The 19164-nt window shown below is 58.2% G+C and carries 22 protein-coding genes and 2 tRNA genes (1 of these 24 only partly in view); 10 read left to right on the top strand and 14 right to left on the bottom strand.

All coding sequences use genetic code 11. The features are described from left to right. Positions 1-86: transfer RNA gene (locus HMPREF3140_RS29010), tRNA-OTHER, on the top strand; it begins 51 nt to the left of the window's first position. Between the two features lie 33 nt (positions 87-119). Then, positions 120-196 (top strand) — tRNA-Lys (locus tag HMPREF3140_RS25310). A 96-nt stretch (positions 197-292) separates the two neighbouring features. On the opposite strand, the gene HMPREF3140_RS28480 is transcribed toward HMPREF3140_RS25310, so the two are convergent. Further along, positions 293-442 (bottom strand): hypothetical protein, encoded by a 150-nt coding sequence (locus HMPREF3140_RS28480; RefSeq protein ID WP_004218635.1) that lies wholly within the window; start codon positions 440-442, stop codon positions 293-295. Between the two features lie 69 nt (positions 443-511). Between HMPREF3140_RS28480 and nadA the strand changes: the two genes are divergently transcribed. Continuing rightward, complete coding sequence (gene nadA, locus HMPREF3140_RS25320) at positions 512-1555, top strand: quinolinate synthase NadA (RefSeq protein WP_023279696.1); 1044 nt, start codon at positions 512-514, stop codon at positions 1553-1555. Between the two features lie 35 nt (positions 1556-1590). Beyond that, positions 1591-2310, top strand: coding sequence for a nicotinamide riboside transporter PnuC (gene pnuC, locus HMPREF3140_RS25325; RefSeq protein WP_004151689.1), 720 nt, complete (start codon positions 1591-1593; stop codon positions 2308-2310). Here pnuC and zitB read toward each other — a convergent pair. Together zitB and HMPREF3140_RS25335 are read right to left on the bottom strand one after the other, a co-directional pair. Continuing rightward, on the bottom strand, positions 2307-3251 hold the full coding sequence (gene zitB, locus HMPREF3140_RS25330; protein ID WP_004147641.1) for a CDF family zinc transporter ZitB: 945 nt from the start codon (positions 3249-3251) through the stop codon (positions 2307-2309). The genes pnuC and zitB overlap by 4 nt on opposite strands. Positions 3252-3368: 117 nt before the next feature. Next, positions 3369-3734, bottom strand: coding sequence for a YbgS-like family protein (locus tag HMPREF3140_RS25335; protein ID WP_002895084.1), 366 nt, complete (start codon positions 3732-3734; stop codon positions 3369-3371). Positions 3735-4048: 314 nt separating this feature from the next. Between HMPREF3140_RS25335 and aroG the strand changes: the two genes are divergently transcribed. Beyond that, positions 4049-5101, top strand: coding sequence for a 3-deoxy-7-phosphoheptulonate synthase AroG (aroG, locus tag HMPREF3140_RS25340; RefSeq protein ID WP_002895086.1), 1053 nt, complete (start codon positions 4049-4051; stop codon positions 5099-5101). A 73-nt stretch (positions 5102-5174) separates the two neighbouring features. Here aroG and gpmA read toward each other — a convergent pair whose 3' ends face one another. The 7 genes from gpmA to modE all read right to left on the bottom strand — a co-directional run bounded on the left by gpmA (position 5175) and on the right by modE (position 13017). After that, the gene (gene gpmA / locus HMPREF3140_RS25345; RefSeq protein WP_002895089.1) at positions 5175-5927 is read right to left on the bottom strand and encodes a 2,3-diphosphoglycerate-dependent phosphoglycerate mutase; all 753 of its coding nucleotides are present in this window, start codon (positions 5925-5927) and stop codon (positions 5175-5177) included. Positions 5928-6218: 291 nt separating this feature from the next. Then, on the bottom strand, positions 6219-7262 hold the full coding sequence (gene galM, locus HMPREF3140_RS25350) for a galactose-1-epimerase (RefSeq protein WP_032411070.1): 1044 nt from the start codon (positions 7260-7262) through the stop codon (positions 6219-6221). Beyond that, complete coding sequence (gene galK / locus HMPREF3140_RS25355) at positions 7256-8404, bottom strand: galactokinase (protein ID WP_004176842.1); 1149 nt, start codon at positions 8402-8404, stop codon at positions 7256-7258. The genes galM and galK overlap by 7 nt, the downstream gene beginning before the upstream one ends. Positions 8405-8406: 2 nt before the next feature. Then, complete coding sequence (gene galT, locus HMPREF3140_RS25360) at positions 8407-9453, bottom strand: galactose-1-phosphate uridylyltransferase (protein ID WP_002895147.1); 1047 nt, start codon at positions 9451-9453, stop codon at positions 8407-8409. A 9-nt stretch (positions 9454-9462) separates the two neighbouring features. Continuing rightward, complete coding sequence (galE, locus tag HMPREF3140_RS25365; RefSeq protein WP_004183448.1) at positions 9463-10479, bottom strand: UDP-glucose 4-epimerase GalE; 1017 nt, start codon at positions 10477-10479, stop codon at positions 9463-9465. 209 nt (positions 10480-10688) lie between these two features. Beyond that, positions 10689-12161 carry a molybdate ABC transporter ATP-binding protein ModF gene (modF, locus tag HMPREF3140_RS25370; RefSeq protein WP_023316586.1) on the bottom strand — a complete coding sequence of 491 codons (1473 nt, stop codon included), beginning with the start codon at positions 12159-12161 and terminating at the stop codon, positions 10689-10691. Positions 12162-12228: 67 nt separating this feature from the next. Further along, positions 12229-13017, bottom strand: coding sequence for a molybdenum-dependent transcriptional regulator (gene modE / locus HMPREF3140_RS25375; protein WP_002895154.1), 789 nt, complete (start codon positions 13015-13017; stop codon positions 12229-12231). A gap of 152 nt (positions 13018-13169) precedes the next feature. On the opposite strand from modE, the gene HMPREF3140_RS25380 reads away from it, so the two are divergent. From HMPREF3140_RS25380 to modC, 4 genes are all read left to right on the top strand, one after another. Beyond that, a complete protein-coding gene (locus HMPREF3140_RS25380) occupies positions 13170-13319 on the top strand; it encodes an AcrZ family multidrug efflux pump-associated protein (protein WP_002895156.1) in 150 nt (49 codons plus the stop codon). A gap of 142 nt (positions 13320-13461) precedes the next feature. After that, entirely contained in the window at positions 13462-14235 is a 774-nt protein-coding gene (gene modA, locus HMPREF3140_RS25385) for a molybdate ABC transporter substrate-binding protein (protein WP_004176834.1), read from the top strand. Next, on the top strand, positions 14235-14924 hold the full coding sequence (modB, locus tag HMPREF3140_RS25390) for a molybdate ABC transporter permease subunit (protein ID WP_070553158.1): 690 nt from the start codon (positions 14235-14237) through the stop codon (positions 14922-14924). Before modA ends, modB begins: the two co-directional genes overlap by 1 nt. Before the next feature lie 2 nt (positions 14925-14926). Continuing rightward, positions 14927-15985, top strand: coding sequence for a molybdenum ABC transporter ATP-binding protein ModC (gene modC / locus HMPREF3140_RS25395; protein ID WP_032425448.1), 1059 nt, complete (start codon positions 14927-14929; stop codon positions 15983-15985). On the opposite strand, the gene HMPREF3140_RS25400 is transcribed toward modC, so the two are convergent. Then, positions 15986-16804 carry a pyridoxal phosphatase gene (locus HMPREF3140_RS25400; protein ID WP_002895164.1) on the bottom strand — a complete coding sequence of 273 codons (819 nt, stop codon included), beginning with the start codon at positions 16802-16804 and terminating at the stop codon, positions 15986-15988. A 228-nt stretch (positions 16805-17032) separates the two neighbouring features. Between HMPREF3140_RS25400 and pgl the strand changes: the two genes are divergently transcribed. Then, positions 17033-18028: a 6-phosphogluconolactonase gene (gene pgl, locus HMPREF3140_RS25405; protein WP_004183458.1), complete on the top strand. Its 996-nt coding sequence runs from the start codon at positions 17033-17035 to the stop codon at positions 18026-18028. A 110-nt stretch (positions 18029-18138) separates the two neighbouring features. On the opposite strand, the gene HMPREF3140_RS25410 is transcribed toward pgl, so the two are convergent. The 3 genes from HMPREF3140_RS25410 to ycgZ all read right to left on the bottom strand — a co-directional run bounded on the left by HMPREF3140_RS25410 (position 18139) and on the right by ycgZ (position 19134). Then, a complete protein-coding gene (locus tag HMPREF3140_RS25410; RefSeq protein ID WP_002895168.1) occupies positions 18139-18405 on the bottom strand; it encodes a biofilm development regulator YmgB/AriR family protein in 267 nt (88 codons plus the stop codon). 51 nt (positions 18406-18456) lie between these two features. Then, positions 18457-18762, bottom strand: a complete 306-nt coding sequence (locus HMPREF3140_RS25415) for a hypothetical protein (RefSeq protein ID WP_004147654.1) — start codon at positions 18760-18762, stop codon at positions 18457-18459. Between the two features lie 126 nt (positions 18763-18888). Continuing rightward, positions 18889-19134: a regulatory protein YcgZ gene (gene ycgZ / locus HMPREF3140_RS25420; RefSeq protein WP_004151693.1), complete on the bottom strand. Its 246-nt coding sequence runs from the start codon at positions 19132-19134 to the stop codon at positions 18889-18891. Positions 19135-19164: the final 30 nt, after the last annotated feature.

Genomic DNA, 19164 nt, shown 5'->3' on the forward strand with positions numbered 1-19164 from the left:
CTCAGATGCTGAACGTGAAGGATAACGTTGCGACAGCAACGGCCCGAAGGGCGAGGCGAAGTCGAGTCATCCTGCACGACCCACCATCCTGAATGATGGCAGCAGTAAAATCCCGCAAGGGGTCGTTAGCTCAGTTGGTAGAGCAGTTGAACTTTTAATCAATTGGTCGCAGGTTCGAATCCTGCACGACCCACCAATGTAAAAAGGCGCCCTAAAGGCGCCTTTTTGCTATCTGCATTTTCCCTGCCACTCATCAATGTTAATACTTTCTTAATTCATCATTTTCCCACGGTCACGCTGCGCTTACCGTGCCTGCACAGGATACGAACCGGTCGTTCGGGCAGATGCGCAGCACCGTCCCCGGGAAAAGGGTCTGATGTACAAAATTCATCACGACTTTTAGCTCGTAATCGGCTATCTTGTTTAGCATATAAAACACCATGACCGTGTTAAGCCGCCGAAAGGCCATACTGACGGTTGTAGAGTTAAGCCAGTAAAACGAGATTGCATGATGAGCGTAATGTTTGATCCTGAAACGGCGATTTATCCTTTCCCTGCTAAACCGCAGCCGCTGACCGTCGACGAAAAGCAGTTTTACCGCGAAAAAATCAAGCGCCTGCTGCGCGAGCGCGATGCCGTGATGGTGGCGCATTACTACACCGATCCTGAAATTCAACAGCTGGCGGAAGAGACCGGCGGCTGTATCGCCGACTCGCTGGAGATGGCGCGCTTTGGCGCCCGCCATTCGGCCTCCACGCTGCTGGTCGCCGGGGTGCGTTTTATGGGGGAAACCGCCAAAATTCTCAGCCCGGAAAAGACCATTTTGATGCCGACCCTGAACGCCGAGTGTTCATTGGATCTGGGCTGTCCGATTGAGGAATTCAACGCCTTTTGCGACGCCCATCCTGACCGCACCGTCGTGGTCTATGCCAATACGTCCGCCGCGGTGAAGGCCCGCGCCGACTGGGTGGTGACCTCCAGCATCGCCGTGGAACTCATTGACCATCTGGATAGTCTTGGTCAAAAGATCCTCTGGGCGCCGGACCGCCACCTTGGGCGTTACGTTCAGCGTCAGACCGGCGCAGACGTGCTGTGCTGGCAGGGGGCGTGCATCGTGCACGACGAGTTTAAAACCCAGGCGTTGATGCGGATGAAGGCTCAGCATCCCGAAGCCGCCGTGCTGGTCCATCCCGAGTCGCCGCAGGCGATCGTTGAGATGGCCGATGCCGTAGGCTCCACCAGCCAGCTGATTGCGGCGGCGAAAAGCCTGCCCCAGCGCCAGCTGATCGTGGCCACCGATCGCGGTATTTTCTATAAAATGCAGCAGGCGGTGCCGGAGAAAACGCTGCTGGAAGCGCCCACCGCCGGCGAAGGAGCGACCTGTCGCAGCTGCGCGCATTGTCCGTGGATGGCGATGAATGGCCTGAAAGCCATTGCCGAGGGTCTCGAGCAGGGCGGCGCTGCACATGAAATCCATGTCGACGAAGCGCTGCGAACCGGCGCATTAATTCCCCTTAACCGGATGCTGGATTTTGCGGCTACACTACGGGGATAACCTATTGTCGCGTCGCCAGACGCTGAGGGGAGGAAATGGATTTTTTTAGCACGCAGAATATTTTAGTACATATACCCATCGGCGCTGGGGGGTACGATCTCTCCTGGATAGAGGCCGTGGGGACGATTGCCGGGCTGTTGTGTATCTGGCTGGCGAGCCTGGAGAAGATCAGTAACTATGCTTTCGGGCTGGTCAACGTCACGCTGTTCGCCATCATCTTCTTTCAGATCCAGCTGTACGCCAGCCTGCTGCTGCAGCTGTTCTTTTTTGCCGCTAACGTTTACGGCTGGTATGCATGGTCGCGACAAAGCAGCAACCATGAGGCTGAGCTGCAGATCCGCTGGCTGCCGCGCAGCAAAGCGCTGGGCTGGCTGGCGGCCTGCGTGGTAGCGATCGGCTTGCTGACCCTGTTTATCAACCCGTTCTTTGCTTTCCTGACGCGGATCGCGGTCAGCCTGATGCAAGCGCTCGGTTTGCAGGTCACTATGCCGGAACTGCAGCCGGATGCTTTCCCGTTCTGGGACTCCTGCATGACGGTGCTGTCGGTGGTGGCGATGATCTTAATGACCCGCAAGTATGTTGAAAACTGGCTGCTGTGGGTGATCGTCAACGTGATAAGCGTGGTGATTTTTGCCCGTCAGGGCGTCTATGCCATGTCGCTGGAATACCTCTTGCTGACGTTCATTGCGTTGAACGGCAGCCGGATGTGGATAAACAGCGCGCGTGAGCGAGGTTCTCACGCGTTTTCTGGCTAATGGTGGTGGTGATGATCGTGCCCGGCGTGCATCGTGTTGAGATGGCACTCCGGGCCGCTGCAGGGCTGGTACTCCATCTGCACCGTGGCATGCGCAATTTCATATTTATGTTCCAGGAAATGCAGGATGCGGTTGAGTAACGCGTCATGGTCGTGCGGTGGAACGACCTGTACATGGAGCGTCATCACCGGTTTTTCCCCCACCAGCCAGACGTGGACGTGGTGAACATCGCGTACCTCCGGGATAGAGCGACGGATATCCCGCTGCAGGGCCGCCACATCCAGCGAACGCGGCGCGCCTTCCAGCAATTCATTCAGACTCTCTTTCAGTAATCGCCAGGCACTACGTAATACCAGGCAGGAAACCAGCACGGAAAGAATCGGGTCGACAGGCGTCCAGCCGGTGGTGAGGATCACCACGGCCGCCACGATCGCGCCGACCGAGCCCAGCAGGTCGCCAAGCACGTGTAGCGCTGCGGCGCGTACGTTAAGATTCCGCTCCTCGCTACCCCGATGTAGGATCCAAAACGCCAGCACGTTGGCCAGCAGACCGGCGACTGCAATGACCATCATCGTCACGCCGGCTACCGGCTGCGGATGCTGGAAGCGCTGAATCGCCTCCCAGACAATCAGCATGGTGATCACCACCAGAGCAATAGCATTGAGAAACGCCGCCAGGGTGGTTAAACGCAACCAGCCAAAGGTATGGCGGGCATTTGGTGGGCGGCTGGCGAAGCGAACCGCCAGCAGCGCAAACAGCAGAGCGGCGGAGTCGGTGAGCATATGGCCGGCATCCGCCAGCAGGGCCAGCGAGCCGGAGATCGCGCCGCCGACGGCTTCAATCAGCATAAAGCCGGCGGTGACGATAAACGCCCATAGCAGCCGGCGGGCGTTGCTGTTATCCGGAGCCTGGACAGAGGAGTGCGAATGCGAGTGCGCCATAGTGTCGTCCCTTAATAGTTATCATTATTACGCTATGACATCATAAACAGAGAGCGATAAAAAACGAAGAAAAGGCGAGACCGGCTCGCCTTTTCTTCGATCTGCCCACCTCATGTGTTACTGGGTGGTGCCGTCGGTTTTGCTGTTGTCTTGGGTCGTATTGCCGCCGTTGTCCAGTTTTTTACCGGTGTCCGGACAGCGGCCGTCTTTACACATCGAGTTTTTATGTACCTCATCGCTCGACATATTATCCTGGGTCATCGTCGAGCCCGTGGTGCCCCCAGAGCCAGAGTTGATCTGACTATTGTCCACGTTGTTCGGCGCCACGTTCTCACGGGCATCCGGCGCCACCTGACCGGCATCCGCGGAAGAGTTGGCCTGGCCATTATTGGACTGGGCACCGGTGTCTGCCGCCAGGGCCGCGCCGCTGGCAAGACCTAAGGTGGCGGTGAGCAAAAGGGTCGTCAGTTTTTTCATATTCATCGGATACTCCTGTTAAGCCGGGAAGGGGAAATGCGCTTCCCGCGGTGAGTGTGCCAGGGATCTGACTCGCTATGGTTTAAGACTCCGCAGACGATCGCAGTGTCACTATATAATCCTGAAACGTAAGACTTAATTAGCTTTAACAGTTAAATATTGTAGTTCATGAGCCTGGTTTCGCTACTTTATGGCGTATTTTTGCCTATTTCCAGGATTATTCCATCACTACTGTAAAATCACGTTTACACTATTTCAGCGAAGAGATAGATTGGAGGGATTGCATTTCATTGAATAAGTATGGCAACGCTGGAAAGAAGATGAATTATCAGAACGACGATTTACGCATTAAAGAGATCAACGAATTATTACCTCCCGTTGCGCTCCTGGAAAAATTCCCTGCTACCGAAAATGCTGCAAACACCGTTGCACATGCTCGCAAAGCGATCCATCAGATCCTCAAAGGCGACGATGACCGTCTGCTGGTGGTGATTGGGCCTTGTTCTATTCACGATCCGGCAGCGGCGAAAGAGTATGCCGCCCGCCTGCTGACCCTGCGCGAGGCGCTGAAGGGCGAGCTCGAGATCGTCATGCGGGTCTATTTTGAAAAACCGCGCACCACCGTCGGCTGGAAAGGGCTCATCAACGATCCCCATATGGATAACAGCTTCCGCATCAACGACGGGTTGCGCATCGCGCGCAAACTGCTGCTGGACATTAACGACAGCGGCCTGCCGGCGGCGGGGGAATTCCTCGATATGATCACCCCGCAGTATGTCGCCGATCTGATGAGCTGGGGCGCCATTGGCGCGCGTACCACCGAATCCCAGGTGCACCGTGAGCTCGCCTCCGGACTCTCCTGCCCGGTGGGCTTTAAAAACGGTACCGATGGCACCATCAAGGTGGCTATCGATGCGATTAACGCCGCCGGCGCGCCGCACTGTTTCCTGTCGGTCACCAAGTGGGGCCACTCCGCCATCGTGAATACCAGCGGTAACGGCGACTGCCATATTATTTTGCGCGGCGGCAAAGAGCCTAACTACAGCGCGAAGCACGTCGCGGAGGTGAAAATCGGTCTGGCGAAAGCGGGTCTTCCGGCCCAGGTGATGATCGACTTCAGCCATGCCAACTCCAGCAAGCAGTTCAAGAAGCAGATGGAAGTGGGCGCCGACGTATGCCAGCAGATCGCCGGCGGCGAGCGCGCCATTATGGGCGTGATGATTGAAAGCCATCTGGTGGAAGGCAACCAGAGCCTCGAGAGCGGTGAACCGCTGACCTACGGCAAGAGCGTCACCGACGCCTGCATCGGCTGGGAGGATACCGAAACGATCCTGCGTCAGCTGGCGGAAGCGGTGAAAACCCGCCGCGGCTAAGCTACTCCGCGCTAGCGCAGGTCATAAAAAAAGCGTGGAGATTTCCACGCTTTTTTGTTCTCACCAGGAGAAATTACTTCGCTTTACCCTGGTTGGCGACGGCAGCAGCTTTCGCCGCGATCTCTTCCGCGTTACCCAGATAGTAATGTTTGATCGGCTTGAAGTTTTCATCGAACTCATACACCAGCGGTACGCCGGTCGGGATGTTCAGTTCGAGGATCTCGTCTTCGCCCATGTTGTCGAGGTATTTCACCAGCGCGCGCAGGGAGTTACCGTGAGCGGCGATGATCACGCGCTCACCGCTTTTCAGGCGCGGCAGAATGGTTTCGTTCCAGTAAGGCACGACGCGGTCGATGGTCAGCGCCAGGCTTTCAGTGGTCGGCAGTTCGGCGTCGGTCAGTTTTGCATAGCGCGGATCGTGGCCCGGGTAGCGCTCGTCGTCTTTGGTCAGCTCCGGCGGAGTGACAGCGAAGCCGCGACGCCACTGTTTAACCTGCTCGTCACCGTATTTCTCAGCGGTTTCCGCTTTGTTCAGGCCCTGCAGCGCGCCGTAATGACGCTCGTTCAGCTTCCAGGATTTCTCAACCGGCAGCCAGGCCTGATCCAGTTCGTCCAGCACGTTCCACAGGGTGTGGATGGCACGTTTCAGCACGGAAGTATAAGCAAAATCAAAGCTGAAGCCTTCAGCCTTCAGCAGTTTACCCGCTGCTTTCGCTTCGCTAACGCCTTTCTCGGACAGATCCACGTCGTACCAACCGGTGAAGCGGTTTTCGTTGTTCCACTGGCTTTCGCCATGACGAACCAGTACCAGCTTAGTTACAGCCATTCTCTCACTCCTCTCTACACGCCATCCCTCGCGCCGCGAACGGTGCGCTGAATGTGATGGTGTATGTGTTATTGATTGATAACTATTCTCATTATATTGCCGTGATTTGGCGCACGGCAATGCTTATCCCTAACCATAGCGAAAATAGTGGCGCAGTGTAAGGTGCTTGTAATACACAGGTTATTTTTTTGTCCTTTGGTGACGGAAAATAGAGCAGGTTGCTGAAAAAAGAGGCGGCAGAGAGGAGGGCGGGGACGAAAAGCAGCGCCCCCTGATGGAGGGCGCTGGCGATTATCGGGCGATAAACTGATATTCCGTCAGGCTGACGTACTCCTGGCCCGGACGTAATACACAGTCCGGCTGCGGCCATTGCGGATGGTTCGGCGAATCCGGCAGGAATTCGCTCTCCAGCGCCAGTCCCTGCCAGTCGGCGTAGGGCTCCGTCGTCTGCGACGGGGTGCCGCCGAGATAGTTGCCGGAGTAAAACTGCAGCGCCGGAGCGGAGGTATAGACCGTCATCTGCAGCTTGCCATCCTGCGACCAGACCTGTGCCGCGGGCTGGCTGGCGTCGCCTTTGGCATCCAGCAGGAAGGCATGATCGTATCCCTTCACCTTTTGCTGATCGGCATCCGCGAGGAAGTCGGCGGCGATGGTTTTCGGCTGGCGGAAATCAAAGCTGGTGTTAGCAACATCTTTCAGTTCGCCATCCGGGATACCGTCGCTTTCCACCGGCAGATACCTCTGGGCGAGGATCTGGAGCTGATGCTGGCGCACATCGCCCTGCTCACCGTCGAGGTTGAAATAGACGTGATTGGTCATATTCACCGGGCAGGGTTGGTCCACGGTGGCGCGATAGGTAATCGCGATGCGGTTATCGTCGCTCAGACGATAGTGCGCGGTGGCCTGCAGGGTGCCCGGAAAGCCTTGATCGCCATCGGGCGAGGTCAGGGCGAACAGCACTTCCTGCTCGTCGGCGCGGACAATGCGCCAGCGGCGCTTATCAAACCCTTCCGGGCCGCCGTGGAGCTGGTGGCCCGCGTCGTTTGACGGCGTGACGTTGACGACCTGGCCGTCAAGCGGGAAGCGGCTGTGGCCGATACGGTTGGCGTAGCGGCCTACCGAGGCGCCAAGAAATGCGGCCTGGCGAGCATAGTCTTCCAGCTTTGCGCAGCCCAGCAGCGGTCGGCGCAGGCTGCCATCGGCCAGCGGCACCTCGGCGCTGAGCAGCGTCGCGCCCCAGTCCGCCACGGTGACGGTCATCCCCGACTTATTGCGCAGGGTCACCTGCTGCCATGGCTGGCCGTCCGGGGCCAGCGCGGTGGTTTGCGTTAGCATTGGCCAGCCCCCTGCGACGGTTTGCAGACATAGAATGTCTCTTTAATACCGGTTTTCGCTTCATACTCGTTGGCAACGGCCTGCTGAACGGTATCGACCAGTTCTTCCGGGATTAACGCTACCACGCAGCCGCCAAAGCCGCCGCCGGTCATGCGCACGCCGCCCTTATCGCCGATCGCGGCCTTAACGATCTCCACCAGGGTGTCGATCTGCGGGACGGTGATCTCGAAATCATCACGCATCGAGGCGTGGGACTCTGCCATCAGCTCACCCATCCGCTTCAGGTCGCCTTTTTCGAGGGCGCTGGCGGCTTCCACAGTGCGGGCATTCTCCGTCAGCACATGGCGTACGCGCTTCGCGACCACCGGATCCAGCTCATGGGCGACGGCGTTAAATTGCTCAAGGGTGACATCGCGCAGGGCGGGCTGCTGGAAGAAGCGCGCGCCGGTTTCGCACTGTTCACGACGGGTGTTGTACTCGCTGCCGACGAGGGTACGCTTAAAGTTGCTGTTGATGATCACCACCGCCACGCCTTTCGGCATCGAGACGGCTTTGGTGCCCAGCGAACGGCAGTCGATCAGCAGCGCGTGGTCTTTTTTGCCCAGCGCTGAAATCAGCTGATCCATGATGCCGCAGTTGCAGCCGACGAACTGGTTTTCCGCCTCCTGGCCGTTGAGGGCGATTTGCGCGCCATCCAGCGGCAGATGATACAGCTGTTGGAACACGGTGCCGACGGCGACTTCCAGCGAGGCTGAGGAGCTTAACCCCGCACCCTGCGGTACATTACCGCTGATCACCAGATCCGCGCCGCCAAAGTGGCTGTTACGCTGCTGCAGATGCTTTACCACGCCGCGGACATAGTTCGACCACTGCTGGGTGTCGTGGCTGATAATCGGCGCGTCGAGAGAGAACTCATCGGTCTGATTGTCGTAATCGGCGGCAATCACCCGCACCGTACGATCGTCGCGCGGCGCACAGCTGATCACCGTCTGGTAGTCGATAGCGCAGGGCAGCACAAAACCGTCGTTGTAATCGGTATGCTCGCCGATCAGGTTGACGCGGCCTGGCGCTTGAATGACATGGCTGGCCGGGTAGCCGAAGGCGTCAGCAAACAGGGTTTGGGTTTTCTCTTTCAGACTCATCATTACACTCCGGATTCACGAAAATGGACGTCGCTGACGGCGCGCAGTCGTTCGGCAGCTTGCTCGGCGGTCAGATCGCGCTGAGTTTCGGCCAGCATTTCATAACCAACCATAAACTTGCGGACCGTCGCGGAGCGCAGCAGCGGCGGATAAAAGTGGGCATGAAGCTGCCAGTGGTTATGGTCTTCGTCGTTAAACGGCGCGCCGTGCCAGCCCATGGAGTAGGGGAATGAGCACTGGAACAGGTTGTCGTAACGGCTGGTCAGCTTTTTCAACGCCAGCGCCAGATCGCTGCGCTGGGCGTCGGTGAGATCGGTAATGCGCTGCACGTGCGCTTTCGGCAACAGCAGCGTTTCGAACGGCCAGGCGGCCCAGTAGGGCACCACCGCCAGCCAGTGCTCGGTGTCCACCACCGTGCGGCTGCCGTCGGCCAGTTCGCGCTGCACATAGTCCAGCAGCATCGGCTGGCCCTGTGCGGCGTAATACTCTTTCTGCAGACGGTCTTCCCGTTCCGCTTCATTGGGCAGGAAACTGTTGGCCCACACCTGACCATGCGGGTGAGGGTTGGAGCAGCCCATCGCTGCCCCTTTGTTTTCAAAAACCTGCACCCACGGGTAGCTTTTCCCGAGGTCCGCGGTCTGTTCCTGCCACGTTTTAACCACGTCTTCCAGCGCTTCAAGGCTCAGTTCCGGCAGCGTTTTGCTGTGGTCTGGCGAGAAGCAGATCACCCGACTGGTGCCGCGGGCGCTCTGGCAGCGCATCAGCGGATCGTCACTCTCCGGTGCGTCCGGGGTGTCGGTCATCAGGGCCGCAAAGTCGTTGGTAAATACGTAGGTACCGGTGTAATTCGGGTTGGTGTCGCCGGTCACCCGGGTGTTGCCCGGGCACAGGAAACAGTCCGGATCGTGGGCCGGCAAGGTCTGTTTTGCCGGCGTTTCCTGCGCCCCCTGCCAGGGGCGCTTGGCGCGATGCGGAGAAACCAGAATCCACTGTCCGGTTAACGGGTTATAACGACGATGTGGATGGTCAACGGGGTTAAATACGCTCATGAAGGTTCCTTAGTCTGGATAACCCTGCGGATGACGGGACTGCCAGTGCCAGGTGTCCTGCGCCATTTCGTCCAGGTTGCGCGTTACGCGCCAGTTCAGCTCGCGGTCGGCCTTGGCAGCATCCGCCCAGTAGGCCGGGAGGTCGCCATCGCGGCGCGGCGCGAAATGGTAGTTAATGGGTTTGCCGCAGGCCTTGCTGAAAGCATTGACTACGTCGAGCACGCTGCTGCCGACGCCGGCGCCAAGGTTGTAAATATGCACCCCGGCTTTGTCAGCCAGTTTTTCCATGGCCGCGACGTGGCCATCGGCGAGGTCCATCACATGGATGTAATCGCGCACGCCGGTACCATCTTCGGTCGGATAGTCGTTACCAAAAACGGCCAGCGATTCGCGACGGCCAACGGCGACCTGGGCGATGTAGGGCATCAGGTTGTTCGGGATCCCCTGCGGGTCTTCCCCCATGTCGCCCGACGGGTGGGCGCCGACCGGGTTGAAGTAGCGCAGCAGGGCAATGCTCCACTCCGGCTGGGCTTTCTGCAGGTCGGTCAGGATCTGCTCTACCATCAGCTTGCTTTTGCCGTAAGGGCTTTGCGGGGTGCCGGTCGGGAAGCTTTCGACATACGGGATTTTCGGCTGATCGCCGTAGACGGTAGCGGAGGAGCTAAAGATAAAGTTCTTCACGCCAGCGGCGCGCATGGCAGAGACTAATTTCAGTGTGCCGGTGACGTTATTGTCGTAATATTCCAGCGGCTTGGCGACGGACTCCCCGACGGCTTTCAGCCCGGCGAAGTGGATCACTGCCTCAATGGCGTGATCGTGGAGGATCTCCGTCATCAGCGCTTCGTTACGAATATCGCCTTCAATAAAGGTGGCTTCTTTGCCGCCGAGACGTTCAATCACCGGCAGTACGCTGCGCTTGCTGTTGCAGAGATTGTCGAGGATCACCACCTCGTGTCCCTGCTGCAGCAGTTGAACGCAGGTATGACTTCCAATGTAACCGCTACCACCTGTAACCAGAACTTTCATGATTCGCTCCATTCGGCTTATCGTTTGTGAGGAAGATAGCATATCAAAGAAGTGAAAAGTGTGACATAGGGCAAGTTAGTGGAATCGTTTACACTTGGGGTGTAAATAACGTAAATTTTATATTTTTAATTTTAATTCAATGTCTTAGGTTTGTTTGGCGCTATTTTTCTGAAAAATACCAGGGATCTTTCGATCCCCGGCAGGGGGCGTCAGGCCACGGGGCCGAGCTGATAAGTGTAACCGTCTCCACTGGGGACGAACGCCAGGCGATGGGTAATACAGTCCGGGGCATCTTCCGCATGGTGCGAGACAAACAGCAGCTGTGTGGCCCCTTCGCCAATCAACACGTCGACAAAGCGGCGCACCAGCTGGCGGTTGAGGGGGTCCAGCCCCTGCAGCGGTTCATCGAGGATCAGCAGGGTTGGATGCTTCACCAGCGCGCGGACGATAAGCGCCAGCCGCTGCTGGCCCCACGACAGACTGTGAAACGGCGCGTCGGCGGTGCGCTTATCGATGCCGAGAATATCCAGCCATTGCTGCACCAGCTTATGCTGCTTGTCGGAGACCGCCTGATAAATGCCGATCGAGTCAAAATAGCCCGACAGGATGACGTTGCGGACGTTGGTGCTGACCCGGTAGTCCAGATGCAGGCTGCTGCTGACGTAGCCGATATGCTTTTTAATATCCCAGATGGTCTCACCGCTGCCGCGCCGGCGGCCAAAGAGCGTGAGATCGTTGCTGTAGCCCTGCGGATGATCCCCGGTGACCAGGCTCAGCAGCGTAGATTTACCGGCGCCGTTGGGACCGACGATCTGCCAGTGTTCGCCTGGATTCACGGTCCATGAGAGGTGATTGATGACCGGGCGATCGTTATAGGAGACCACGCCGTCGTTGAGCACGATACGCGGCGCCGAGTCTGCCAGCGCATGACGGGCCGGTGGGACATCCGGCTCCGGCAGGGTGATGCCGTCCAGTTTTTCACTGTGCGCCAGCTGGGCGACCAGCGCCTGCTGCAGCAGGGAAGACTTCTCGCCGGTCTCGCTAAGGATGCAGTCAGCCAGCACGCCGGCGAATTGCACAAACTCCGGGATCTCATCGAAGCGGTTGAGCACCAGCACCAGGGTGATGCCGGCGCTGTGCAGGTCGGCCAGCAGGGCAGCCAGCTGCTGGCGGGAGTTGACGTCGAGACCGTCGAAAGGTTCATCGAGGATCAGCAGTTGCGGATCGGTCATCAGGGCCTGACACAGCAGGGTCTTACGCGTTTCCCCGGTCGACAGGTATTTAAACCGGCGGTCCAGCAGGGCGCTGATGCCAAACTGTTCGGCCAGGCGCGCGCAGCGGGCAGGATCTTTCACCTCATCCTGGATAATCTCCGCGGTGGTGCGGCCGGTATCTTCTTCGCCAGGGCTGAGCAGGTCGGTGTTATTGCGCTGCCACTCGTCGCTGACCAGCTTCTGCAACTGTTCGAAGGAGAGGCGGGTCACGCGGGAGAAGTGGCTTTCGCGCTGGCCGCTGAGCAGGGTCAGGTCGCCTGCCAGGGCCCGCGCGAGGGCGGATTTGCCGCTGCCGTTGCTGCCGACGAACGCCCAGCTTTCACCCGCCGCCACGCTCAGGTGGTCTATTTTTAAGGTCTTTGTATCGCTCAGGCGAAACGTGCCTTGCGAAATTTGCAATGATGACATGATGTATCCCATTTTTTGCAGCGATGTGCATCAGGGATACGACTTCAGGCGCGTAATGTCAATGGGGTCAGCATAACGTCGCGAGAATGATGCGATCGGCATTGAAGTAAGCGATCGCCTCCGTTCCTTCCGCCAGGCCAGCGGCCTGCGCCTGTGGCAGGGTGGCGCACAGGGTTTGACCGTCCGCCAGGGTCATCAGTACTTCGCACTGTCCGGACCCGCATTCGATATGACTGATACGTCCCGACAGCTGGTTATCGGCCTGGCGGGCTGCTGCGGGATCGAGGGTGATGCCGACCCATGGCGCTTTGAGCAGGACCAGCACCTCCTGGCCCTCATCGAGTCCCAGCTTCTCAGCGCTTTGCGCGGTGATGGCGACGTTCAGGCGGGTTTTTCCGTCAGCCAACAGTACTTCCACGTGCTGCTGCACCTGCTGGCGATCGCGGCCGGTAATGGTGCCGAACCACTGGTTGCGGGCGCTGGTCTGCAGGGAAAAGCGCGAGATGGCCGCCAGCAGGCTATCCAGCGGCAGGGCATCGTCATCGCTGAGTACATCAAACGCTTTCTGCTGGATCTGCGCCAGCAGATCGTACAGCTGGATCAGACGCTGCCCGTAGCGGGTCAGCACCGCGCCGCCGCCGCCCTTTCCGCCGGTGGCGCGATCCACCAGCGGCTGTTCGCTGAGCTGGTTCATCTCATTGATGGCATCCCAAGCGCTCTTATAGCTGATACCCGCATGCTTCGCCCCCTGGCTTATCGAACCGGTCTGGTCAATCTGTTTGAGCAGGGCGATCCGCCGCGGATCGGCAAACAGGCGCTGCTGTAGCTTAAGGGTGAGAAGAATTTCGGCCTGCATAATCGTTTCCTGACAAAAAAGGGTATTGTGACCGATAGTCGCCCACTTGCAAAACCTCTCTGCGCGGTTGGTCATTACCCACCGCACAAATGGGACGTGTTTTTTCGGCTGAAATCGTTACAATCAGGAAATCATACTATCTGGAGTGAACCATGTTAGAGCTTTTGAAAAGTCTGGTTTTTGCGGTCATCATGGTACCGGTGGTGATGGCGGTCATCCTGGGACTGATTTACGGTCTTGGCGAAGTGTTCAACCTCTTCTCCGGCGTAGGCCACAAAGATCGCAGCCAGCAAAATCACTGATTTCCCGGCGCCCGGTTTAACCGGGCGCTGTGCTATTTCCCTCCTGTATCATTTCCCTTCTTTTTATTGTCCTGTGTCACTATAAAAACGCTTCGCATATCGTTATATTATCGACTACATAACGCATTGACAGGAGAGTAAGATGGCAGGTTCTTGGTTACGCGGGGTTGTCGGGGTATCACTCACGCTGTGCGTCGCGGGTCAGGCGCTGGCGGCAGAGGGTAAAGTGACCGTTTTCGCCGCCGCATCGTTAACCAACGCGATGCAGGATATTGCCCAGGCGTACAAGAAAGAAAAAAACGTCGAGGTCGTGTCGTCGTTTGCCTCGTCGTCGACGCTGGCGCGGCAGATAGAAGCGGGTGCGCCAGCGGACCTGTTCATCTCCGCCGATCAGAAATGGATGGATTACGCGGCAGATAAAAAGGCCATCGATCCGGCAACCCGCGCCACTCTGCTTGGCAACAGCCTGGTGGTGGTCGCGCCGAAAGCCAGTGCGCAGGGGGCGATAACCATTGATGAGAAAACCGACTGGACCAGCCTGCTGAAAGGAGGCCGTCTGGCGGTGGGCGATCCACAGCATGTCCCGGCCGGTATCTATGCCAAAGAAGCACTGCAGAAACTCGGTGCCTGGGAGACGTTGTCGCCGAAGCTCGCCCCGGCTGAAGACGTGCGCGGTGCGCTGGCGCTGGTGGAGCGCAACGAAGCGCCACTGGGGATTGTCTATGGCTCCGATGCCGTGGCCAGCAAGGGGGTGAAAGTGGTCGGCACCTTCCCGGAAGCCTCGCATCAGAAAGTCGAGTACCCGCTGGCGATTGTCGATGGGCACCGCAATGCGGCCGTGAGCGCCTTCTATGACTACCTGAAAGGGCCGGAAGCGTCCGCTATCTTTAAACGTTACGGATTTACCACCCGCTGATGTTTCTGAGCGAACCCGAATGGCAGGCGGTGCTGCTGAGCCTGAAAGTCTCCTCCCTGGCGGTGGCCTTGAGCCTGCCCTTTGGCATCTTTTTTTCCTGGCTGCTGGTCCGGCGCACCTTTCCCGGCAAGGCCCTGCTCGACAGTATTCTCCATCTGCCGCTGGTGCTGCCTCCGGTGGTGGTGGGGTACCTGCTGCTGGTGGCCATGGGGCGGCGCGGGTTTATTGGCAGCTGGCTGTATGACTGGTTCGGCATCAGCTTTGCTTTTAGCTGGCGCGGGGCGGTGCTGGCGGCGGCGGTGATGTCTTTCCCGCTGATGGTGCGCGCCATTCGCCTGGCGCTGGAAGGGGTGGACGTCAAACTGGAGCAAGCGGCGAGAACCCTCGGGGCCAGCCGCTGGCGGGTATTTTTGACCATTACGTTGCCGTTGACTCTGCCGGGGATTATTGTCGGCACGGTGCTGGCCTTCGCCCGCTCGTTAGGGGAGTTTGGCGCGACCATCACGTTCGTTTCCAATATTCCCGGTGAAACGCGCACCCTCCCTTCGGCGATGTACCCCTTGATTCAAACCCCGGGCGGGGAGGGGGCGGCGGCCCGCCTCTGCCTCATCGCCATCGGTCTGGCGCTGGTTTCGCTGCTGATTTCGGAATGGCTGGCCCGCGTGAGCCGCCAGCGCATGGGAGGATAATGATGCTGGAGCTGGACTTTACCCAGACCCTCGGTAGCCACTGCCTGCAGATCCGTGAAACTCTGCCCGCCAGCGGGATCACCGCCGTCTTTGGCGTCTCCGGCGCGGGCAAAACCTCGTTGATTAACGCCATCAGCGGCCTGACCCGACCCCAGGCAGGGCGGATCGTGCTCAATGGCCGGGTGCTGAACGACACCGCGCAGCGTATCTGCCTGGCGCCGGAGCAGCGCCGTATCGGCTATGTCTTTCAGGATGCGCGCCTGTTTCCCCATTATAAAGTGCGCGGCAATCTGCAGTATGGGATGGCGAAATCCATGGTCAGCCAGTTCGATAAGCTGGTGGATCTGCTGGGGATTGCACCCTTGCTGGATCGTCTGCCGGGCCGGTTATCCGGCGGCGAAAAGCAGCGAGTGGCTATCGGCCGCGCCCTGCTGACCGCGCCAGAGCTACTGCTGCTGGATGAGCCGCTGGCCTCGCTGGACATTCCGCGCAAACGCGAGCTATTGCCCTACCTGCAGCGGCTGGCGCAGGAGATTCATATTCCGATGCTCTACGTCAGCCACTCGCTGGATGAGATCCAGCATCTGGCCGATCGTGTGCTGGTGCTGGAGGCCGGTAAGGTGAAAGCTTTCGGTCCGCTGGAGGAGGTCTGGAGCAGCAGCGTGATGCACCCCTGGCTGCCGGCGGAGCAGCAGAGTACTATCCTTAGCGCCACCGTCGCCGCGCAGCACCCGCAGTATGCGATGACGGCCCTGGCGCTGGGGGACCAGTTGCTGTGGGTCAACCAGCTCGAACGTCCCGCAGGTGACACCGCACGGATCCGCATTCAGGCGTCGGACGTTTCGCTGACACTGGCCCAGCCGTCCGGGACCAGCATCCGCAATATCTTGCGCGCCGAGGTGGCTCAGTGTCTGGAGGTCAACGGACAGATTGAAGTGCAGCTCAGAGTGAGTGGCCGTCTGCTATGGGCCAGGATTAGCCCATGGGCGCGGGACGACCTGGCGATAGCGCCAGGTCAGCAGGTGTTTGCCCAGATCAAAAGCGTGTCGATCGCCGCCTGATTACAGCAGTTGGCGGTAGATAAACTCGGCGATGCTGGTGGACTCATTGTCGCCGATGACTATGTTGGCGCGGGCTTTCACCTCGTCCACCGCGTTGCCCATCGCCACCCCGGTGCCCGCCGCTTCCAGCATGCTAAGATCGTTGTAGTTATCGCCGAAGGCCACCACATCCTGCATCGACAGCCCCTGGTCGGCCACCCATTGCGCCAGGCGTTTGCCTTTGCTGTTGCCGGCGCGCGCGATATCCACCTGATCGTGCCACGACCATTCGCACTCGAGGCCCAGCGTCTCGCCAACCTGCTGCGCAAACCGCTGCAGGCGGGGAATGTCGTCATCGGTGAGAGCGAATTTCCATACCGCGTTAACTTCGCGAACCGCCTGCGCCAGCGAATCGACCTGAGCGAAAACTGGACGCTGATCTTCCGGTAACGCCTGCGCCCAGTTGCGGGTGCGGATCACATGCCCGGTGGGGTGTTCATAAAGCATCGCGTCGTCCACATATGCCAGGCCGTGGATCTGCTGTTTGGCAAGCATGGCAGTGAGGCTTACCGCTTGCTCCACCGGCATAGGATCGGCGGCCAAAACCTTTTTTGCGTGATAATCATACAAATAGGTGCCATTACAACAAATTGCAGGTGTATCGAGAGCCAGTGCCTGATAAAAAGGATGGATAGCGACGTGATGACGTCCGGTGACGACGATGACCTGATAGCCTGCCTCTCTGGCGCGGGCCAGCGCCTCCAGCGAAGCGGGCAGAATGGTTTTTTTGCTGGTAAGCAGGGTGCCGTCTAAATCCAGGGCAATCACGCGTGTTGTCATGTGTTATTTCCGGTTGATGTTGAAAAGTGACCTGGCCATGATGGTACACCGCCGTGGCGTCAGGACCAATTTTTCCACATCTGCCGTGAATGTCTGTATGCCCTTTGTGCCGCCGTCCGGCGGAAATTCGGCGGACGATGCGATTATCATGGGCGGATGTCTTATAATTTTCAGGGTGCTGTTATCCTGAAAATGAAAATTCCACGTGCAGTGAGGGAAGGAGTAGTCATGAAACAAACCGTTTATACCGCCAGCCCGGAAAGCCAACAAATCCATGTCTGGAGTCTTGAAGCGGACGGCAAACTGACGCTGGTGCAGGTGGTTGATGCCCCAGGGCAGGTCCAGCCGATGGTGGTCAGCCCCAACAAGGAATTTCTGTACGTTGGCGTTCGTCCGGAGTTTCGCGTGCTGGCCTATCGCATCACGCCGGATAACGGGGCGTTAACCTTTGCGGGCGAAGCTGCGCTGCCGGGCAGCCCGACCCATATCTCTACCGATCACCATGGCCGCTTTGTCTTCAGCGCCTCCTACAATCAGGGCTGTGTCAGCGTGACCCCGCTGCACGATGGCCTGCCGGGCGAAACCATCACCGTGGTGGAAGGGCTGGAAGGCTGCCACTCGGCCAATATCTCCCCGGATAATCGCACCCTGTGGGTGCCGGCGCTGAAGCAGGATCGCATTTGCCTGTTTACCCTCAGCGACGATGGTTTCCTCTCGGCACAGGAGCCCGCGGAAGTGACGACCGTCGAGGGCGCCGGTCCGCGTCACATGGTATTCCATCCCAACCAGCAGTATGGTTACTGCGTCAATGAGCTAAACAGCTCGATTGACGTCTGGGAGCTGAAAGATCCTAAGGGCAACATCGAATGTGTACAGACCCTGGATATGATGCCGCCTGATTTTAGCGGCGTGCGCTGGGCGGCGGATATTCATATCACCCCGGATGGCCGTCATCTTTACGCCTGCGATCGTACCGCCAGCATCATCACGGTGTTCAGCGTTTCGGAAGATGGTAGCGTGCTGGCGGTGGAAGGCTATCAGCCTACCGAGACCCAGCCGCGCGGCTTTAACCTCGATCACAGCGGTAAATATCTCATTGCCGCCGGGCAGAAGTCGCACCATATCGCGGTGTACGATATCGTCGGTGAGCAGGGACTGCTGCAGGAGAAAGGCCGCTATGCGGTTGGGCAGGGGCCGATGTGGGTGGTGGTCAACGCCCACTGAACCGCCATCAGGTAAAAGAAAAAACCTCGCCTTAGCGAGGTTTTTTTTGCTCAGAGCGGACAGGCTCTGCGGAGAAGGCGTTGTCCTGGCGGGCCAGAAGCGTGACGACGTTAGATATCGTCCATGGTGTAGCCAACGACAATCTCCAGCGTTTTTCGGATCACGTCCGCGGTCACCACGTCATCGGTGGTTTCCAGCGCCTGAATCAGCCATAAAATAATGGCCTTATTGTTCAGGTGACCCTCGGACTGGAGAATACTGTTGATGGCGAGCGACATGACGGCGGACTCATCAACCAGTTTATCACCGGCGTTACGGAAATAGTCGGAGAGCGCGGTGTCCTGCAGTCTTGCGTAAATATCTGGTTGCTGATGCATAGTCTGTCTCATCACATTCTCACTCTGTTTAATTCACCATGGTTGGGATAATCAGTGGATCTTTTTAGCTTCCGACGGCATGCTGTCTGGCGCCAGCGAACCTCTGGTTTCCCAACGGCCATTGATTTTCTTTACCTGTAAAGGCGCGTACTTCCGCTGACGGATAAGCTTCGCGCAAATTTCTTCGATCACGGCAGCGATGATCTTTCTACGCTGGCGATCTGGTTCTGTCGCCTGCATTAACCGAAGTCGAACCAGCAGGGTCGGGGTGGTAATCGGGCGATTCGTTTTCAGAAGCGCTAGAACCGCCTCGCCGATGATTTCATCGGTTATTTCCTCAGTTTCACTGTTATTCATAACCGTCTCTATGCATGCCACCCTTTTCCTGAATAGGCGAACGGCATTCAGGTCAGCAGCAGGTTTGTGGAAGCGATCGCCCCTCATCTGCTACTGCGGCGCTGCAACAGGCGACGATCGATGACGTTATTCCTGGCCAGCAAACAGCAGACCAATTAAGGTCTGATAGTGGCTCTCTTCCTCCGGCGCGCGAGCGCGGTCCAGGCGGCTCAACAGTTTGGTGCATAGCGCTTTGCGGTTGAGATGACGCCCTTCGTTAAGAATATCCATCACGATCTGACCCAGGGTTTCCTGCTGGGAAGGCAAAGATGCTTTGTTGAAATACTGGGCAATTGCGTTCGCTGTATCTGGAATGTAACCATTCTGCTGCATATGTGCTCCTTTCATTTCATTCATCTGTTA

This window comes from Klebsiella sp. HMSC16A12 (genome assembly GCF_001808265.1).
GTDB lineage: Bacteria > Pseudomonadota > Gammaproteobacteria > Enterobacterales > Enterobacteriaceae > Klebsiella > Klebsiella pneumoniae.

Excerpts from the sequence above, each read along its gene's own strand:
- ycgZ (WP_004151693.1), bottom strand. The coding sequence starts at position 19,134 with ATGCAGCAGAATGGTTACATTCCAGATACAGCGAACGCAATTGCCCAG.
- pnuC (WP_004151689.1), top strand. The coding sequence starts at position 1,591 with ATGGATTTTTTTAGCACGCAGAATATTTTAGTACATATACCCATCGGC.
- pgl (WP_004183458.1), top strand. The coding sequence starts at position 17,033 with ATGAAACAAACCGTTTATACCGCCAGCCCGGAAAGCCAACAAATCCAT.
- HMPREF3140_RS25380 (WP_002895156.1), top strand. The coding sequence starts at position 13,170 with ATGTTAGAGCTTTTGAAAAGTCTGGTTTTTGCGGTCATCATGGTACCG.
- modC (WP_032425448.1), top strand. The coding sequence starts at position 14,927 with ATGCTGGAGCTGGACTTTACCCAGACCCTCGGTAGCCACTGCCTGCAG.
- HMPREF3140_RS28480 (WP_004218635.1), bottom strand. The coding sequence starts at position 442 with ATGGTGTTTTATATGCTAAACAAGATAGCCGATTACGAGCTAAAAGTC.
- modF (WP_023316586.1), bottom strand. The coding sequence starts at position 12,161 with ATGTCATCATTGCAAATTTCGCAAGGCACGTTTCGCCTGAGCGATACA.
- nadA (WP_023279696.1), top strand. The coding sequence starts at position 512 with ATGAGCGTAATGTTTGATCCTGAAACGGCGATTTATCCTTTCCCTGCT.
- galM (WP_032411070.1), bottom strand. The coding sequence starts at position 7,262 with ATGCTAACGCAAACCACCGCGCTGGCCCCGGACGGCCAGCCATGGCAG.
- modA (WP_004176834.1), top strand. The coding sequence starts at position 13,462 with ATGGCAGGTTCTTGGTTACGCGGGGTTGTCGGGGTATCACTCACGCTG.
- HMPREF3140_RS25400 (WP_002895164.1), bottom strand. The coding sequence starts at position 16,804 with ATGACAACACGCGTGATTGCCCTGGATTTAGACGGCACCCTGCTTACC.
- HMPREF3140_RS25410 (WP_002895168.1), bottom strand. The coding sequence starts at position 18,405 with ATGCATCAGCAACCAGATATTTACGCAAGACTGCAGGACACCGCGCTC.
- galE (WP_004183448.1), bottom strand. The coding sequence starts at position 10,479 with ATGAAAGTTCTGGTTACAGGTGGTAGCGGTTACATTGGAAGTCATACC.
- gpmA (WP_002895089.1), bottom strand. The coding sequence starts at position 5,927 with ATGGCTGTAACTAAGCTGGTACTGGTTCGTCATGGCGAAAGCCAGTGG.
- aroG (WP_002895086.1), top strand. The coding sequence starts at position 4,049 with ATGAATTATCAGAACGACGATTTACGCATTAAAGAGATCAACGAATTA.
- galT (WP_002895147.1), bottom strand. The coding sequence starts at position 9,453 with ATGAGCGTATTTAACCCCGTTGACCATCCACATCGTCGTTATAACCCG.
- modE (WP_002895154.1), bottom strand. The coding sequence starts at position 13,017 with ATGCAGGCCGAAATTCTTCTCACCCTTAAGCTACAGCAGCGCCTGTTT.
- HMPREF3140_RS25415 (WP_004147654.1), bottom strand. The coding sequence starts at position 18,762 with ATGAATAACAGTGAAACTGAGGAAATAACCGATGAAATCATCGGCGAG.
- HMPREF3140_RS25335 (WP_002895084.1), bottom strand. The coding sequence starts at position 3,734 with ATGAATATGAAAAAACTGACGACCCTTTTGCTCACCGCCACCTTAGGT.
- modB (WP_070553158.1), top strand. The coding sequence starts at position 14,235 with ATGTTTCTGAGCGAACCCGAATGGCAGGCGGTGCTGCTGAGCCTGAAA.
- galK (WP_004176842.1), bottom strand. The coding sequence starts at position 8,404 with ATGAGTCTGAAAGAGAAAACCCAAACCCTGTTTGCTGACGCCTTCGGC.
- zitB (WP_004147641.1), bottom strand. The coding sequence starts at position 3,251 with ATGGCGCACTCGCATTCGCACTCCTCTGTCCAGGCTCCGGATAACAGC.